We start from the raw sequence: 16,322 nt of genomic DNA on the forward strand, positions 1-16,322 counted from the left end.
CGTGTTACTCACCGTGTTACTCACCCGTCCGCCGCTAATCTCAGGGAGCAAGCTCCCATCGATTCGCTCGACTTGCATGTATTAGGCACGCCGCCAGCGTTCGTCCTGAGCCAGGATCAAACTCTCCGAAGAAATGTTTGACTTGCTCATTTTGCTTTTTTAATAGTGTGTGCTCACTTAAAATTTAACGTTGGCGCTTTGTTTTGTTCAGTTTTCAAAGAGCAATAATGGAGCGGGTGAAGAGAATCGAACTCTCATCATCAGCTTGGAAGGCTGAGGTTTTACCACTAAACTACACCCGCATTTAATTTTAAAGTGTTTCCAGAAAGAATGGTCGGGAAGACAGGATTCGAACCTGCGACCCCTTGGTCCCAAACCAAGTGCTCTACCAAGCTGAGCTACTTCCCGAAAAATATGGTGCGCCCGGCGGGAGTCGAACCTACAACCTTCTGATTCGTAGTCAGATGCTCTATCCAATTGAGCTACGGGCGCTAATTTCTATGATGTTATTGGTGCGGCCGAGAGGATTTGAACCTCCACGGGGTTTCCCCCACTAGGCCCTCAACCTAGCGCGTCTGCCATTCCGCCACGACCGCGAAAGCGACTTTGTAAGTTTAACACCTTTTCAACTTGTTGTCAAGAAGAAAATTATCAGTGCGGGTGAAGGGACTTGAACCCCCACGCCTTGCGGCGCCAGATCCTAAGTCTGGTGCGTCTGCCAATTCCGCCACACCCGCGAAAAGAAATGGTGAGCCATGAAGGATTCGAACCTTCGACCCTCTGATTAAAAGTCAGATGCTCTACCAACTGAGCTAATGGCTCTAAATAAAATGGCTGGGCTAGAAGGGATCGAACCTTCGCATGACGGAATCAAAATCCGTTGCCTTACCGCTTGGCTATAGCCCAACAATCAAATACTTTTTTAATGGCCAGGTTAATATTATATCACAATAATATTATTTTAGCAAGTATTTTTTAAAAAATGGCGGTCCCGACGGGAATCGAACCCGCGATCTCCTGCGTGACAGGCAGGCATGTTAACCGCTACACCACGGGACCAGCATTATAATTTTGCGAATAAAAGTGACCCATACGGGATTCGAACCCGTGTTACCGCCGTGAAAGGGCGGTGTCTTAACCGCTTGACCAATGGGCCTTGATAAAATATGTAACTGGCGGAGAAGGAGGGATTTGAACCCTCGCGCCGCTTACGCGACCTACACCCTTAGCAGGGGCGCCTCTTCAGCCTCTTGAGTACTTCCCCAAAAAAATGGCTCCGCAGGTAGGACTCGAACCTACGACCGTTCGGTTAACAGCCGAATGCTCTACCACTGAGCTACTGCGGAATAATGAAAATTGGGTTCCTTTTTCATGCTCAAGGACCTTAGTGTTTGTCGTGAAGAACAAGTTGTTATCTTGTCGACTCTTATGATTATAAAGAGGTTACAACCTAAAGTCAAGGGTTCTTTTGTGTCTTTTTTAAATTTCTGTTTTTCCCTCTTTAAACCCTTGGTAAATCAATGTTCCGCGACATTTACCACAAACGAAACGGGTAGTGTCGATTCGTTTTTTTCTAATATACACCTGCTGACAGTCTTCACATTTATATTGAATAGTATTCATCTTTCTCTTTACTTGATTTGATTGTAGTGGCTCGCAAAATCTCGGTGCCCCCACTTTTTTGAGTAATTGCTTAAAGTCTGCATCACGATGCTGATACCCTTTCTTCTCGAGGTGCAGATGATAATGGCACAATTCATGTTTTATGATACCAATCATTTCTCCCACACCGCGTTCATCAAGATACTTCTTATTAATTTCAATATTGTGTGAACGGAGCAAGTATCGTCCTCCTGTAGTTCGAAGACGAGGGTTAAAAGTGGCTACATGTCTAAAGGCCTTTTTAAAGTCTTTCAACGAAATTTCTTCAACCAGTTTTTGCAATTGCAGATTATCCATTTCCCCCTCCCTTTCCTTGGTAACATGACAACCCATTATAACATAGACTAATAATACAATAGGAAACTAAGGGAGGAAAAGCTATGCCTAATTGGTTCCAGAATCAAATCCGTAAAGCCTTTTATGAAAAGGATTATTATCAAGTGAAGATGTTGAATCAATGTTGGTTTTTTTATCAAAAGAAGGAAAGTCTCCGATTATAGATTCAACTATGTTCGAAATATAACATACATTTGCTTTCCCAAAAAAACCCCTTCTAATATAGAAGGAGCTTACCATAGGCTAGTTTTGATTCTTTGGCTCGAGCATAGTTAAAGATACCCTTTGCTTTTGAGAGTCGACCAGTTCTACCCAAACCGTCACAACATCCCCAACGGCAACTATATCCAATGGGTGCTTTACAAACCGATTGCTTAGTTTGGAAATATGCACAAGTCCGTCCTGTTTAACACCGATGTCCACAAACGCACCGAAATCCACAACATTCCTCACTGTGCCTTGTAATTCCATCCCAGTTTGCAGATCCTCCATTTTTAGCACATCTTGCTTAAGCAGTGGTTTTGATAATTCATCCCGAGGATCTCTTCCCGGTTTCATCAAATCATCTATGATATCTTTAATCGTAATTTCCCCAATTTCCAAAACATTTACTAATTCCGCCGGATTTAGTTTACCTAACTCTTCATTCAGTGCATCACTGCCTAAATCCTCAGAAGTGAATCCCATTTTCTTTAACAATTTATTCACGGCACTGTAGTTCTCAGGATGTATCGCGGTTTGATCCAAAGGTTCATCTCCATTAATGATACGCAAGAACCCTATGCATTGTTCATATGTTTTGGCGCCAAGTCGGGGAATCTTCTTTAATTCCTTCCTGCTAGCAAACTTCCCTTCCACTTCCCTTTTCTTCACAATATTTTGAGCAACTGATTTTGATAAACCAGCTACATATTGTAATAGGGACGATGAAGCGGTATTGACGTTAACTCCCACCTGGTTAACAGCTGTCTCTACTACAAAAGAAAGGGATTCCGTTAACTTTTTCTGGGACACATCATGTTGATACTGACCTACCCCCACTGATTGAGGATCAATTTTTACAAGTTCGGCAAGGGGATCTTGAAGCCTTCTACCTATAGATACGGCGCTTCTCTGTTCTACTTGAAGATCCGGAAACTCTTCACGGGCAATATCTGAGGCAGAGTATACACTTGCCCCCGCTTCATTAACAATGATATAAGATATATTTCCTTTCACTTCCTTTAGAATATCCGCGATGAATTGCTCTGATTCACGTGATGCCGTCCCATTGCCGATTGCCACAATTTCAACTGAGAACCGCTGAAGTATTTCGATCGTTTTTTCGCGGGCAGCATTAAACTTCGCAACAGGGGGATGCGGATAGATTACACTAATATCGAGTACCTTTCCCGTTTCATCAATAACAGCCAATTTACAGCCCGTCCGATATGCCGGATCTAGAGCTAGGACCACTTTCCCTTTAAGCGGGGGTTGCAGGAGTAAGTTCCGGAGATTTTCAGAGAAAATGTGGATAGCTTGATCCTCTGCTTTTTCCGTCAGCTCTTTCCTGATTTCCCGTTCTACCGAAGGCATGATCAAACGCTTGAGTCCATCCTCAATCGCTGATTTAAGGACACTTTGGGCTTCAGATTTGTTATTTTTAATGATTTTCCGTTCCAGATGACCAATGATGACTTCAGTCCGAGGCTGAATGGATATTCGTAAAACCTCTTCCTTTTCCCCTCTGTTAAGCGCTAAGACCCGATGTGGCACGATCCTTTGAACTGGCTCCTCATATTCATAGTACATCTCGAAGATTCTTTTCTCGTCTTTCTCCTCATTTTTCACGGCCGAAACTATTTTTCCAGCTTTGAAAATCTCAGCCCTCATCCACTTCCTTAATTCCGCGTCATCAGAAATATGTTCTGCTATGATATCCTGCGCTCCTGCAATAGCCTCTTCAATAGAAGTAACTTCTTTTTCTGCCGATACGAATTCTGCGGCTTTTTCGCTAACTCGAGCTTGCATTTGACATTCAAGAAGCCATTTAGCCAGTGGTTCAAGCCCCTTTTCTTTAGCGACCGTCGCCTTCGTTCTCCTTTTTTGCTTGAACGGCCTGTATAAATCCTCGACTTCCTGCAGTTTTGTTGCCTTCTCGATTTGTCTTTTTAATTCTTCCGTCAATTTTCCCTGTTCACCAATCGAACGCGTAACTTCCATTTTCCTCTGCCCAAGGTTTTCTAGATAGTTCCACCTTTCCATAATGGAACGAATCTGCACTTCATCAAGTGAACCCGTCATTTCTTTTCTATACCGGGCAATAAATGGTACAGTATTCCCCTCTTGCAGCATCTGTATGACGTTTTGAACTTGATTATTTTTCAAAGTTAGCTCATTGGATATTTGTTTAATCAATTCTTTTAATGTATCTTCTACAACGATCATTATGTTTACCTCCAAGCTTTTAATCTAATATGTATAGTCTAGCAAATGAGGGATGAAGTTGCGAATCCATTACAAAAAAGCTCACTTCCGATTTATGGCGAAAGTAAGCTTCCTAAAATGAAAGTTGTATCATCTGCAGTTACTGGACTGCTTTCTAAAATGCATTGGGCGTTCTTATCGATAGGGACAAGCCTTTTTAAAAAAGATTTAGCTCCCTTAAGTTCTAGACCATCGGAATGAAGAATGAATTTTGCATTAGGTTCATATTTGTAGCTCTGCGTCCTGTATTTTTGCTTCCTGCCGGATAAATACCCTGTAACAGGTAAAGGGTAAACAAGATGGTCCTCGCTTGGATTATACAGAAAGAAGCGGATGTTCCCAACTGAACTGTATATAAATTCATTCTTTTCATAAAATATCTTCAAAATGGAAACGGCTGCCCCCCGCTTATCGATTAAAACTTGATTACATACTGCCATTAGTGATTCTACATCCAACTCATGATTACGTTTAACTTCCTCGATGACGGCATGGGAGGATTCGTAAGCATTTTTCCCACTACCTAGCCCATCTGCCAGTACACACACAAAGTATTCTTTCGTATGAAGAAAGAAGTAATCATCACCGCAATAAACCATCCCGTTTTTAGAGGATTGAGAGACAAGGACTTCTATTTTTTCTTCCCTCAGAATATCTTTGATCACTGTATTAACTCCGAGTTTTCAGCGTTAATGGCTTCCTGAAGTTTCTTGATTGCGCGGCGCTGGAGCCTTGATACATGCATTTGGGAAATTCCAAGTTTATCGCCCGCTTCTTTTTGACTTAAATTTTCTAGATAAGTATGTTGAATGATCATCTTTTCACGGTCACTCAACACATGCAGCACCTTTTCAAGCACTAGGCGCTGATTGACCTTTTCAAAACCTCCATCGACATTTCCGAAAATATCAAGCAATGTGACCGTACCACCATCGGAATCCGCCTCAATAGAATGATCAACAGATAATGCTTGATAGCTTTTACCCATTTCCATCGCTTCTAAAACTTCTTCTTCAGTAACCCCTATACAATCGGCTATTTCATCTATTCTTGGTGAACGGTGCAGAGTCGTCGTTAATTCCTCAACAGTCACCCTTATTTTCGGACCAAGTTCCTTAATTCTTCTTGGCACATGAACACTCCATGTTTTGTCACGCAAGAACCTCTTGATTTCCCCGATTATTGTAGGAACGGCAAATGCCTCAAAGCTTTTACCGAAAGATTCATCATATCTTCGAATGGCACCTAACAAACCAATCATGCCGACTTGAGAGATATCCTCCTGAAATGATTTCCCCTTCGCATACTTTCGGGAGATTGTTTCAACCAAACTTTTATAATGGATGACCAGTTTACTCTGTGCTTCATCATCTTGGTTCAGCTGATAAGCTCTAATCCATTCATTTACCTGTTCCCTTTGTGCCTGATTAGGTTGAGACTGTTTTTGCATCCATCTCCACCTGCTCTCCTTCTAAAAACTTAGTCATAAATACTGTAACCCCGTCATGCTGATGAATTTTCACATCATCCATCAGAGTTTCAATGAGGTAAAGACCCAAGCCTCCTTCTCTCAAGAGCTCGACTTTTTGTCCATTTTCATATGGACCGATTCCTTGACGAATCTCTTCGAAATTACAGCTCTTACCACTATCAGAAACCATGACCTCCAAACGGTCAGGATAAAGCCCGAAGCTCACTTTCACTTCACCTTTTTCAGAATCCTTATATGCATGCTGTACCGCATTTGTACAAGCCTCACTGGTAGCGATTTTCAAATCCTCGATTTCATCATACGCAAATCCCATCCGGCTACCTATTCCAGAAAGCGTTAAACGAATGACACCGATGAACTCTGGTTTTGCAGGTATTTTCATTTCGATGTAATCATATACTTGACTCATTCTAACCCACCCTCTGTACCACTTTTTATATCAATGATATCTGCAAGACCCGTAATATCGAATAAACGTCGTAACCTTTCTGATAAACCAACTAAAGTGAATTCGCCATCATGTGCCCTTACGCTTTTAAAAGCACCGACAAATACTCCAAGTCCCGTACTATCCATATAGGAAACTTCAGTTAAATCAATAATAATCGAAACATTGTCCTGCTCTGATATTGGAAATAGTGATTCTCTTAGTTTTGGTGCAGTATAGGCATCGATTTCACCTTTTAGTTTTACAATAAATTCATTATTTAATTCATTAACATCTACTGTTATATTCATCCTTGACCCACCTCTTCAAATCCTCTTCATTCCTATATCTATACCCTGTGGAAAAAATGCTAAACATTTGATTTTAAAATTATTAATGTGAAATCATCCCTTAGTTGGAAGTTCAGCATTTTCTCCAATTGCTTATAAATATTATTCACCATTTCCTGGGCTTGTAAGTGCATATTCTTTTTAATGAAACCAATTAGCGTTTCCCTTTCTATGAACCCATCATTTGTCCGGCACTCGGTCACTCCATCAGATAATAAAATAATCATATCTCCGCGATTCACCGTTTTTTCATATTGGCGATACCTTGTTTTTTTATCGACTCCAAGCAACAAACCTTTTGCATCCAAATCGCTAAAAGTGCCTGAAGCGGCGTCATAGTAAAAACCAGGTTCATGCCCAGCTGAAGCATAGGAAAATTGCCTGTCATGCGGATCATATAAGCCATAGAACATGGTTATGAACATACTTGGATCTACATTATGCTCCACAACACGGTTTAAACTCTCAAGCACGCTTTTCGGTTCATGACGATGCTCCGGAAGACTATCCATCGCATATTTAATCATCGACATGCACAATGCAGCAGGAATCCCTTTGCCTATTACATCGGCAATCCCTACCCCGATACGCTCATTTTCATCTTGGACGAAGTGATAATAATCTCCATTCATCTGTCTGGCCGGAACACTTATCACCCCAATTTCAAGAGCTTTGATATCAGGAATTTCCGTTTCCAAAAGAGTATGTTGAACGTTTGCCGCGATCTCAATTTCCGTTTTCAGTTCCTGCTGTTGATGTCTAAGGCTTTGATGTTCACGGTATGCAATGCCGTATCCCATCATGACTTCTAGCAGAAAATCGAATGAATCCAATACTTTTCCCGGTAATTCCGGGTAAAGTTCCATTAAGTTATTTTTATGCATACTGATGATTTCTTCTGGAGATATATTGTATTTTATATGTAGGCGGCTAATCTTTTGTCCTTGGTAGAGTGCCTGCTCATTTTGGTCTTTAAGATAAGTAGAAAGCGCCTCATGATACTTTTTCTCCATGTTCTCCCTAATATCCATAGTCCCCCCCTAACGGAGCCATTTCGTAGCGACAATCTTAGTCCCTTCTCCTGGTATCGATTCAATATCAAAGTCATCCATTAAACGTTTGACTCCAGGAAGGCCTGCCCCCAGTCCCCCTGAGGTGGTATATCCATCTTCCATGACCCTGCGAATATCCTCAATTCCCGGCCCTTGGTCCTCTGCAATGATTTTCAATCCTGACTTCCCATTTATATTTGGCTTTTCTATGCTTACACTGCCTTGTCCAGCATATAAGTATATATTTCGGGCCAATTCGCTTATAGCCGTTGTGATCCTCGCCTGGTCTACAGTACCGAACCCCAACTCTTTAGCGACATTTCTTCCGAGCTGCCTTGCAGCTACGATGTCCCATTCATTTATGATTTTTACGCAGGATTGGAACTCCATTCTTTAATCCCCCAATTCCTGTTGTAATTTCTCCAGGCCTTTCTCTAAATCTAATGCTGTCAAAACACCATCGAGACTAATTCCCAGTTCAATTAATGTTATTGCAACAGCAGGCTGGATCCCCGTAATTACAACCTTTGCCCCCATTAGCTTAGACATGCTAAAGACATCGCCTAATACCTTTGCGATAAAGGAATCTATGAAATCTATTGAGGTTATATCTATAACAACGCCATTTGCGCTTGTTTCATGAATCTTATGCAGTAAGTCCTCTTGAAATTGAAGGGCTGTCACATCATCCAATTCCCACTGAATAGAGACTAACAAGCAGTCATAAAGCTTTAATATCGGAATCCTCATACTTATCCCTCCACCTTTACGATCTTACGGCTCGTTAATTCCAACGCAACTTCTATCCCTTTTTTCAACGTATTTTTTGTAATCACTTCATTTAAATTAATTCCAAGATTAACGATGGTTTGGGCTATTTCAGGGCGAATGCCGCAGAGTATACATTTAGCACCCACTAATCGGACCGCTTCCGCTGCCTGGATGATATGATGAGCAACCATGGTATCCACGACCGGCACACCCGTTATATCAATAAGAACAACTTCAGATCTATGCTTAACCACGCCAGTCAGCAGGTTTTCCATTATCTGTTTGGCACGTTCAGTATCAATTGTGCCAATCAGCGGCATTACCGTAATGCCTTCCAAAACAGGAATGAGCGGTGCCGAAAGTTCTTGCAAGGCTATTTTTTGCATGGAAACGGTTCTTTCCCATGTTTGGGTATATATATTGACTATCTCATTATTTATTGGTGTTGCCCATTTATCCAAATGGTTAACAAGATTGACTTGATTCTCAAGAGTCACCAAACCCTTTGCCACCATTCCATTAATGACAATTAACGTGAATTTATGAAGTCCTTCATTGACGAAAGTAAGAGGCCATCCCAATTGGACGACTTTCTCGGCAAAATCTGAAAGCTTTAATGTGAATTCCTTGTTTTTACTATCAACATTCGTAATGATCATATCTATAAATTCACTGCTCGTTTGCGTAAACATTCGATCAGAGACGACTTTAATTAATCTTTCGTCTGTACTTTCCTTCATGATATCCATCCACTCAGTAAGAATGTAATCATGATTTTGCTTAATAAAATCGTAAACCAATTGGTTCATAATATCCTCCCATTCTAACACAATTGCTATGTTTCCCTGTCCTCGTCACAAGGATGTTAACTAACTGTAATGTTCTTTCCACCTGGAATTCCATTGGGTTTCCCCACTTCACTTTTCCTTATTTAAGTATCTACAACATAACTACATACCCGAAAATCAGGTAAGGAAAACATCTTTCAAAGTAAAGTTAGGAGGATACCAATAAAAACCAATGAACGTTTAATCCAATATCTAATTGTATACTTTTTTATTCGTCAAATTTTTTATATTTCCTGCTGTAAAAATTGGTACAAATAATACGATTAATTGAATTGAAGAATCTTCATCCTCTGAATTCCTTTATTGTGTACATAAATTTATGTTATTTCATAAAAAAACACGATTCCCACTGTTGCAGGAATCGTGCCATCTAATTAAAATTAAGAATGATTTGTATTATAATAACGCCCGGATTAACGGGAAAACGTTTCTCTAAAACTCAATGAGGCCTAGACTGATTTGTAAAGCTTCATTGACCTTTTGCATCATCGGTTCGTCAAGATGCGTAATTTTATCGGTTAAACGCTGCTTATCAATTGTCCGGATCTGTTCTAATAAAATGACGGAATCTCGTTCAAATCCGTACTTTTTGGCATTAATCTCAACATGTGTAGGCAATTTCGCTTTTTGAATTTGAGCTGTAATGGCTGCCACGATCACAGTCGGACTAAAGCGATTACCAATATCATTTTGTAAAATTAGTACCGGACGGGTTCCACCCTGCTCTGAACCGACTACCGGGGAAAGGTCTGCGAAGTATACGTCACCACGCTTAACAACAATCAATGGCTCAGCCTCCGCTAACTAATCGTTCAACGCAATGACCAGCCTCGAATTCAGCCTGAAAGGCTTCAGAAGCAATCGTTAAGTTAATGGCCGCCATTTCAATATAACCGCGTTTCATCGATTCACGAAACTCTTTCTTTTTACGTTCGCGAAGATACATTTTTGTGGCACGATAAATAAATTCACTGCGATTTACATTTTCTTCACTCGCATACCCATCTAACTCTGATAAAAAATTTTGAGGTAATCGAATTAATATCTCTCTTGTTGCGCTGGATTCAGACACAAACATACACCTCCACCATCACTACACACCTTTATTATATATCCTTTTCAATATTACCATTAAATTGCCTATCTGCAAAGAGTATATTCTATTCTCCATCCTATTATCAGCATAATAAAGTAAATCTTATTCACAATCCTAGGATTTTTTTACAATCCGTCATTCCAGGATGAAGTTACGAACACGAATCAACTGATTGTCTTTTATATATACGCGGGGCACTCTTGCTCCTATCATACACGTTACCTCATAATTGATCGTTTCCAGTTTAGCCGCTATCTCATCAACAGTAATCGATTCATCTCCATCGTTCCCAATGAGTGTGACCTCTGTTCCCACAGGGTATGATCGAGGCAGCTTGACCATGCATTGATCCATGCAAATCCTGCCGACAATCGGCACTCTGCTTCCATCCACAAGAACTTCCTGACCTTGCAGCTTACGGATCCAGCCATCAGCATAACCAATCGGCAAGGTCCCAATCCATTCATCACCTTCAGCCGTATATGTTGCTCCATAACTAACGCTTTCACCCTTTGTAAGCTGTTTAACTGCAACCATCTTCGTTCTCAATGATATAGCCTGCTTTAATGGAAATGGCAATATCGGCTTCATTTCCATAGAAGGACTCAAACCATACATGGAAATCCCCATTCTTATCGCATTAGATTCAGGATCGCTAAACCTTAAAGAAGCTGCACTATTGGCTGCATGAATATATTCTGGCCTTCTAATCAAGGCGGAAAGCATTCCTTTAAATGAAGCAAGCTGCTTTTCATAAAAGTCGGTCTTTATTTCATCGGCCGTCGCGAAATGTGTGAATATCCCTTGGAAGTTAAAACACGTTTCCCCATTAAGCAAACTTTCCACTTTCAAGAGTTGGCCTTTATCACGAATGCCAATTCTCCCCATGCCGCTATCAACTTTTACATGAACTTGCAGAACTTGTCCCGGTTTCAATAAATCCTTTGCCTTCTCCAACCATGTTACATCGAAAACCGTCACGGAAATCCCATTATCGGCAGCAAGCGCTGCACTTTCAGGCCTCGAAGCCCCAAGTACAAGAATCGGAGCCAATATTCCTTTTTTCCGTAAAGCAAGAGCCTCATCTAAGAAAGCGACACTTAAAAAATCAGCCCCCGCTTCAAGCGCGGTTTTAGCCACTTCATAGTCCCCGTGGCCATAAGCATTCGCTTTAACGACAGCGAAAAGACTAACGCCATTTCTCAGTCTATTTTTCATTGAAGAGATATTTTCAAAAATATTATCCAAATTTACTTCTGCCCACGTATCCCGATGAAAGTTTTTCGTTTCCACGCCCATTTCCTTCTTTCCTGCACTCACAATAAGATTCTTCCCAATAGCGAAGTTTTCGTTTCATTATAGGACCATTCTATAACCAACTGATAGAAAGATAAAGTGCTTTTTAACATTAATTCTAATTTCCCAACTTGCCAAACCATTCAAAATGGAAGGGATTTAAAATGTCAACAAGCTGCTTCCCCGCCTATCCTTCCTAGAAGAAACCTTCATAAGGAGACGGGAAACATCAGCTTGTTATGTAATCCTATTTGACCGGATCTCCCCCAACTGAACGGGCGACTTCTATCATCTCTTCCTGTGTTAAGTCCTTTGATGCAATCATATAATCCACACCTTCAAGAGTCCATGCAATTGTATTTCCTGTCATGGCCCCGACTGTATAACCCAAATCAACTGGCTCTCCATTAACATTCGTCGAAACGGAGGTTTGGACTACCTCAGCTTTTTCCTGAACTAATGTAAAACTTTTTGTACCCTCATAGGTCAAAACGACACGTTCTCCCTTTTCCGTCGCAATTTCCTTTTCTTCCGTTAAGTTCATGTCACCAATATTTTCAGGGTATTTTACCGCAAACCCTTCATTTTGGACTTCCGCCATAACAGGCGCTTCAAGTTGTGCACTTGTCATGTTTTTCTTCATATCAAATGAATCTTTATCAAAAGTCGTATCGAATTTCACTTTTGAAAATTCAACAAGGACTAATGCGGTCTTATCGGGGTCCATGACTTTTACACTGACCGGAGATAAATCTTTTTTGTTTATAGTAATCTCTTGGTACGGCAACATTTTATTGTTTTGGTAGCGCGTTTTCGTTTCAAAGACATAATGTTTATCCGTTTCTTTATATGTCGCACTTTTATCTTCCGTAATGTCTTTCACCAGCGACTCAAACAAATAGGCCTGACTGCTGTTCTCCGGCCACTCGCTTTGAAATTTGAAGCTCTTATTCAAAGCTGGCGTCAAAACATATACACCATCATCATTTTTCAAAATCATCTGGCTTTGATCTTTCTCTTCATTTTTAAGATTTACGCGGTAAAAGGAAGGGTCCTTATGCCAAATTTCCACGTTATACACTTGAGGTTCCGTCCCCATCTTCAATGTCATCATCGCGTTAGCTTTATACCCTTTCATTTCGCCAAGCTTCTCATTCAATTCACTCACTACATCACCCTGTGATTTTTGGCCGCAAGCAGAAAGAGCAAGCAAGAGCATGATCCCTGCAAAAAGCATTAACATCTTCTTCATCTTTTCAACCCCTTTTTGTCATTTGAACGTAAAAGGGAGAGGAAAAGGCAGGATCCGGACATTGGCTCGACTGATGTCTTAGATTCCTCAGCATTTTAGACACGGGTCAATTCGACCCGGCTAAAAACTTTTCGAGAGCACCTACTCTGCCATGTACCTTTTACCGGGCCTTGTCTCCCTATAGCACTAAATGTATATGAGACAACCTAAAGGTTTATGACCCGATTGGACAAAACTCAAATCACCCTTTCGATTACGACCTGAGCAACCGCATAATCCCTGCTGTGGCTAATAGAAAGATGGACCCCTTCAGAAAACGGCTTTGAAATCACTGGCTTTCCTTTATCATCAGATATGATTTCGATATCCAAAAAGGACAAGTGCTTACCTATCCCTGTACCGTATGCTTTAGAAAAAGCCTCCTTTGCTGCAAAGCGCCCAGCAAAATACTCGATTTTCCTTTTTCCATTTAACTTTTCGAAAATCGAGATTTCCCTTTCAGTTAATATTCGTTTCTTTATACGGGGTTGCCGGTCAATCAATTTTTCCATTCTATCCAATTCAGTAATGTCGACGCCTATACCTTTAATCAAATTGACACCTCTTCTATTAAATTAATAAGTTGCATATTATTAGAAGGACTCTTTTACCTGGAAATGACAATATGTATCTTATTTAAAACGATAATAAGGAGGAATCCATGTTTACAAGAACAGAAAGCTTCCGCGAATACACCCATTCATATCGAGCTGTGACTGTGCTCATACTCATTATGATGATTGTTTTCGTTCTCATCCTTTTCCCTATATTTCCTGGTAATGTAATTTTTTATTATGGAACAGGTGTGAACTTATTCATCGCTGATGGACAATGGTGGCGTTTGATCACCCCCATCTTTCTACATAGCACGTTCACACATTTACTGTTTAATGGTTTCTCACTTGCCATCTTTGGTCCATTCCTAGAGAAATTTCTTGGATCCGTAAAGTTTTCAATCTTCTTTTTATCGACCGGAATCCTTGCTAACATCGCAACCTTTCTAATTAAACCACTGACATATAACCACATAGGTGCCAGCGGTGCAATTTTTGGTTTATTCGGTTTCTTTTTTTACCTTGTACTGTTTAATAAGACTAATTTTACGAACAACGAAAGAAATACAGTATATACCCTGACCGGAATTGCCATTATCATGACTTTCATTCAACCACAGATCAACGTTGTCGGACATTTGGCCGGTATAGCAATCGGCGCTTTAACAGCCCCATTATACTCGAGAAAAAAGTGGTAGGACAAACAGCCGACTCTTTCCATTCATTCATTGGGAGTCGACTGCTTTTTTAGGTAAATACCATGATTTAATTAATCGGCAATCTTTTTCTTCCACATCCACAACCATGCCGACCTGGGAGCTAACTCCAGATTTAATAGATGCTGAAATCGTAGCTAATTCTTTTCGATTCTGAAACCAACTTTTTTTATATGTGATTGATTGAATTCTGCTTCTCTGCATGATCAATGTTTGCTTTGAGAAAAAACGGCTGCTCAGTTGCAACAAATTCCCTTCTATCCCCCATCCTGCATCTTTATATTGCATGTAAGCCCAAAAGACCGCCAACGGTAAAAGTAAAAGAGAAAGAAAACCCCAAGGCCTGCCAAACCATACCAAAGCACCGATGATTGGGATGATGTATAGAACCTTGCGTAATACAAACCGCGAAAGTGCACGCTTAGGTATCGATGTCATCTCCATGGTTGTTTGATAAACCGGTAAAATTTCCAGGAGTTTTTTATGTAAATGCTTCTTCTTGATCAAAGGGAACAGCATGATGGATAGGCTTTCTTTATCATCCATACTGCCTCCTGCATATTCAATATAAACTGTCGCCAATCCCAATGGTTTTCGAATCAAATTCTCCATGATCCTGATACCTTGCACTTTATGGATAGGGATTGTCAGCTGCCTTTTCTCGAGAAGCCCTCTGGAAATAACGATTTCCTCATCCGTTTTTATTACGGTAAAAGAAGCATATTTAATTACCATACTTAATGTGGCCAGTACATAAACCACCAATAAGGCCACTAGGGCAAGCACTGTAAGAACAATGGTTCCCATTCCAATAAAATCTTCATAACCCTTAAATATCCGCTTAAAAGGTATTATTTCATCAAACTGTGAAATAAAAGCGATCCCTCCAGATAAAAAAACACCTACCGCTCCCGAAGTGGCAGCCATAACGAATAATTGCGGAAGCGTCTGCTTAAAAACAGAAGATGATTTTGCCGCATCTTCATTTCCCCATACTTCATCTTTATCCTTATCAAGGGGGTTATTCGTATTGTTGCTTTTCTCCTGGCTTATAAAAGCATTGATTCGTTCCGCCTCACTTTTTCTTATGGCCGATAACACAGCATCAGCCTGAGCCCCGCCTGCAGTTTCAATATTCAACTTCACCAGCCGGAATATCCTCTGTATGATGCCCTCTGAAATATCTATGCTATGAATGCGATCAAACTTTATATACCGCTTCTTCCTTATGAGTACTCCAGACTCAATTCTGAACTCGCCGTCTTGTATGCTATATGTAAAACGTAACCATCGAAGGAATGCATTTATTATCAGTAAAAGTACAATAATGGCAATGACTAGCGGTTGAACCCATCCAGGAATCCCTTCATTCTTCCCAGGAATAACGACAACTAGTAAAAAAGGGATAACTAACTCCTTGACCGATTTAATAATATTAAGCAATACAGCTACAGGGTGAAGCCTTTTAGGTTCAGACATCTTCTTCCTCCACACTCGCCATTCTGGAAATATAGTGCCTTAATTCATCTGCCTCTGCAAGGTCCAGTGCAGGTATAACGTGAAGGGTCGCTGCAGTGGAGATTTCAACGGAGGCTAAATCATATTTTCTTAATAATGGTCCTTGCTTCGTTTCAACATGCTGAACCCTAATCATTGGTATGAGTGTTCTTTTAATGACAAAAATACCACTTTGGATATCAATTTCCGTATCCCTTACTTCGTAACGCCATCTCTTCCATTTCACCGAAGGAATCAGAGAGATGGTCAAATATGGTTGGATTATCGAAATTATGATCCACGCTCCAAAAACCCAATATGTCCAATTAAAAACGATTGTAAGCACGAGTACGGCGATGCTTATAATCCATGTTATTGAACAGCTTATAAGACCATTGATTTTCCATACGGTCAAGGCCTTATTCGATATACGATTTTCAGGTTCCATGCGGTTCCCCTCTTCTGTAC

Annotated in this window: 19 protein-coding genes, 11 tRNA genes and 1 rRNA gene; 2 read left to right on the top strand and 29 right to left on the bottom strand. The window is 40.6% G+C overall.

All coding sequences use genetic code 11. From position 1 onward, the window contains the following. From AC1DVK_RS20670 to AC1DVK_RS20730, 13 genes are all read right to left on the bottom strand, one after another. Positions 1-132: ribosomal RNA gene (locus AC1DVK_RS20670) — 16S ribosomal RNA — on the bottom strand; the annotation flags it as partial. Positions 133-228: 96 nt separating this feature from the next. Further along, positions 229-302, bottom strand: a tRNA-Gly gene (locus tag AC1DVK_RS20675). A 29-nt stretch (positions 303-331) separates the two neighbouring features. After that, positions 332-408, bottom strand: a tRNA-Pro gene (locus AC1DVK_RS20680). A gap of 7 nt (positions 409-415) precedes the next feature. Next, positions 416-492, bottom strand: a tRNA-Arg gene (locus tag AC1DVK_RS20685). 18 nt (positions 493-510) lie between these two features. Beyond that, positions 511-596, bottom strand: a tRNA-Leu gene (locus AC1DVK_RS20690). Between the two features lie 59 nt (positions 597-655). Next, a tRNA-Leu gene (locus AC1DVK_RS20695) sits at positions 656-737 on the bottom strand. Positions 738-746: 9 nt separating this feature from the next. Further along, a tRNA-Lys gene (locus tag AC1DVK_RS20700) sits at positions 747-822 on the bottom strand. A 9-nt stretch (positions 823-831) separates the two neighbouring features. Continuing rightward, a tRNA-Gln gene (locus AC1DVK_RS20705) sits at positions 832-906 on the bottom strand. Between the two features lie 77 nt (positions 907-983). Further along, a tRNA-Asp gene (locus AC1DVK_RS20710) sits at positions 984-1,059 on the bottom strand. 25 nt (positions 1,060-1,084) lie between these two features. After that, a tRNA-Glu gene (locus AC1DVK_RS20715) sits at positions 1,085-1,156 on the bottom strand. Between the two features lie 17 nt (positions 1,157-1,173). Next, positions 1,174-1,264, bottom strand: a tRNA-Ser gene (locus AC1DVK_RS20720). Between the two features lie 7 nt (positions 1,265-1,271). Next, positions 1,272-1,346: transfer RNA gene (locus AC1DVK_RS20725), tRNA-Asn, on the bottom strand. 133 nt (positions 1,347-1,479) lie between these two features. Beyond that, the gene (locus tag AC1DVK_RS20730) at positions 1,480-1,959 is read right to left on the bottom strand and encodes a SprT family protein (protein ID WP_475723633.1); all 480 of its coding nucleotides are present in this window, start codon (positions 1,957-1,959) and stop codon (positions 1,480-1,482) included. An 83-nt stretch (positions 1,960-2,042) separates the two neighbouring features. Here AC1DVK_RS20730 and cmpA point away from each other — a divergent pair, with 83 nt between their 5' ends. Then, positions 2,043-2,162: a cortex morphogenetic protein CmpA gene (gene cmpA, locus AC1DVK_RS20735; protein ID WP_089364909.1), complete on the top strand. Its 120-nt coding sequence runs from the start codon at positions 2,043-2,045 to the stop codon at positions 2,160-2,162. 79 nt (positions 2,163-2,241) lie between these two features. Here the strand turns inward: cmpA and AC1DVK_RS20740 are convergent, their stop codons facing one another. From AC1DVK_RS20740 to acpS, 14 genes are all read right to left on the bottom strand, one after another. Next, positions 2,242-4,425 (bottom strand): Tex family protein, encoded by a 2,184-nt coding sequence (locus tag AC1DVK_RS20740; protein WP_410863572.1) that lies wholly within the window; start codon positions 4,423-4,425, stop codon positions 2,242-2,244. Between the two features lie 92 nt (positions 4,426-4,517). Continuing rightward, positions 4,518-5,129: a PP2C family serine/threonine-protein phosphatase gene (locus tag AC1DVK_RS20745; protein WP_250211736.1), complete on the bottom strand. Its 612-nt coding sequence runs from the start codon at positions 5,127-5,129 to the stop codon at positions 4,518-4,520. Then, entirely contained in the window at positions 5,126-5,914 is a 789-nt protein-coding gene (gene sigB / locus AC1DVK_RS20750; RefSeq protein ID WP_410863571.1) for an RNA polymerase sigma factor SigB, read from the bottom strand. The genes AC1DVK_RS20745 and sigB overlap by 4 nt, the downstream gene beginning before the upstream one ends. Further along, on the bottom strand, positions 5,892-6,365 hold the full coding sequence (gene rsbW, locus AC1DVK_RS20755) for an anti-sigma B factor RsbW (protein WP_061461190.1): 474 nt from the start codon (positions 6,363-6,365) through the stop codon (positions 5,892-5,894). Before rsbW ends, sigB begins: the two co-directional genes overlap by 23 nt. Continuing rightward, complete coding sequence (locus tag AC1DVK_RS20760; protein ID WP_061461189.1) at positions 6,362-6,694, bottom strand: anti-sigma factor antagonist; 333 nt, start codon at positions 6,692-6,694, stop codon at positions 6,362-6,364. Before AC1DVK_RS20760 ends, rsbW begins: the two co-directional genes overlap by 4 nt. A gap of 59 nt (positions 6,695-6,753) precedes the next feature. Beyond that, on the bottom strand, positions 6,754-7,764 hold the full coding sequence (locus tag AC1DVK_RS20765) for a SpoIIE family protein phosphatase (RefSeq protein WP_477627289.1): 1,011 nt from the start codon (positions 7,762-7,764) through the stop codon (positions 6,754-6,756). A 9-nt stretch (positions 7,765-7,773) separates the two neighbouring features. Next, the gene (locus tag AC1DVK_RS20770; RefSeq protein WP_061461187.1) at positions 7,774-8,175 is read right to left on the bottom strand and encodes an anti-sigma regulatory factor; all 402 of its coding nucleotides are present in this window, start codon (positions 8,173-8,175) and stop codon (positions 7,774-7,776) included. Between the two features lie 3 nt (positions 8,176-8,178). Beyond that, complete coding sequence (locus tag AC1DVK_RS20775; protein ID WP_061461186.1) at positions 8,179-8,535, bottom strand: STAS domain-containing protein; 357 nt, start codon at positions 8,533-8,535, stop codon at positions 8,179-8,181. Positions 8,536-8,537: 2 nt separating this feature from the next. Further along, on the bottom strand, positions 8,538-9,365 hold the full coding sequence (locus tag AC1DVK_RS20780) for an RsbT co-antagonist protein RsbRA (RefSeq protein WP_061461185.1): 828 nt from the start codon (positions 9,363-9,365) through the stop codon (positions 8,538-8,540). Positions 9,366-9,836: 471 nt separating this feature from the next. Continuing rightward, positions 9,837-10,187 (bottom strand): type II toxin-antitoxin system PemK/MazF family toxin, encoded by a 351-nt coding sequence (locus AC1DVK_RS20785; RefSeq protein ID WP_034306610.1) that lies wholly within the window; start codon positions 10,185-10,187, stop codon positions 9,837-9,839. Between the two features lie 7 nt (positions 10,188-10,194). Beyond that, positions 10,195-10,476, bottom strand: a complete 282-nt coding sequence (locus AC1DVK_RS20790; protein WP_061465936.1) for a CopG family ribbon-helix-helix protein — start codon at positions 10,474-10,476, stop codon at positions 10,195-10,197. Between the two features lie 159 nt (positions 10,477-10,635). Further along, positions 10,636-11,799 carry an alanine racemase gene (alr, locus tag AC1DVK_RS20795; protein ID WP_477627294.1) on the bottom strand — a complete coding sequence of 388 codons (1,164 nt, stop codon included), beginning with the start codon at positions 11,797-11,799 and terminating at the stop codon, positions 10,636-10,638. A gap of 244 nt (positions 11,800-12,043) precedes the next feature. Further along, positions 12,044-13,048 carry a LolA family protein gene (locus AC1DVK_RS20800; protein ID WP_061461184.1) on the bottom strand — a complete coding sequence of 335 codons (1,005 nt, stop codon included), beginning with the start codon at positions 13,046-13,048 and terminating at the stop codon, positions 12,044-12,046. 236 nt (positions 13,049-13,284) lie between these two features. Further along, positions 13,285-13,641: a holo-ACP synthase gene (acpS, locus tag AC1DVK_RS20805; protein ID WP_477627290.1), complete on the bottom strand. Its 357-nt coding sequence runs from the start codon at positions 13,639-13,641 to the stop codon at positions 13,285-13,287. Positions 13,642-13,748: 107 nt separating this feature from the next. Here acpS and AC1DVK_RS20810 point away from each other — a divergent pair, with 107 nt between their 5' ends. Next, positions 13,749-14,339, top strand: coding sequence for a rhomboid family intramembrane serine protease (locus AC1DVK_RS20810; protein ID WP_410863565.1), 591 nt, complete (start codon positions 13,749-13,751; stop codon positions 14,337-14,339). A gap of 27 nt (positions 14,340-14,366) precedes the next feature. Here the strand turns inward: AC1DVK_RS20810 and AC1DVK_RS20815 are convergent, their stop codons facing one another. Beyond that, on the bottom strand, positions 14,367-15,836 hold the full coding sequence (locus AC1DVK_RS20815; RefSeq protein WP_089364913.1) for a PH domain-containing protein: 1,470 nt from the start codon (positions 15,834-15,836) through the stop codon (positions 14,367-14,369). After that, the gene (locus AC1DVK_RS20820; RefSeq protein ID WP_089364914.1) at positions 15,829-16,302 is read right to left on the bottom strand and encodes a PH domain-containing protein; all 474 of its coding nucleotides are present in this window, start codon (positions 16,300-16,302) and stop codon (positions 15,829-15,831) included. The genes AC1DVK_RS20815 and AC1DVK_RS20820 overlap by 8 nt, the downstream gene beginning before the upstream one ends. Between the last annotated feature and the right edge of the window lie 20 nt (positions 16,303-16,322).

The sequence above is a fragment of the Peribacillus sp. P4_B1 genome (genome assembly GCF_056402395.1).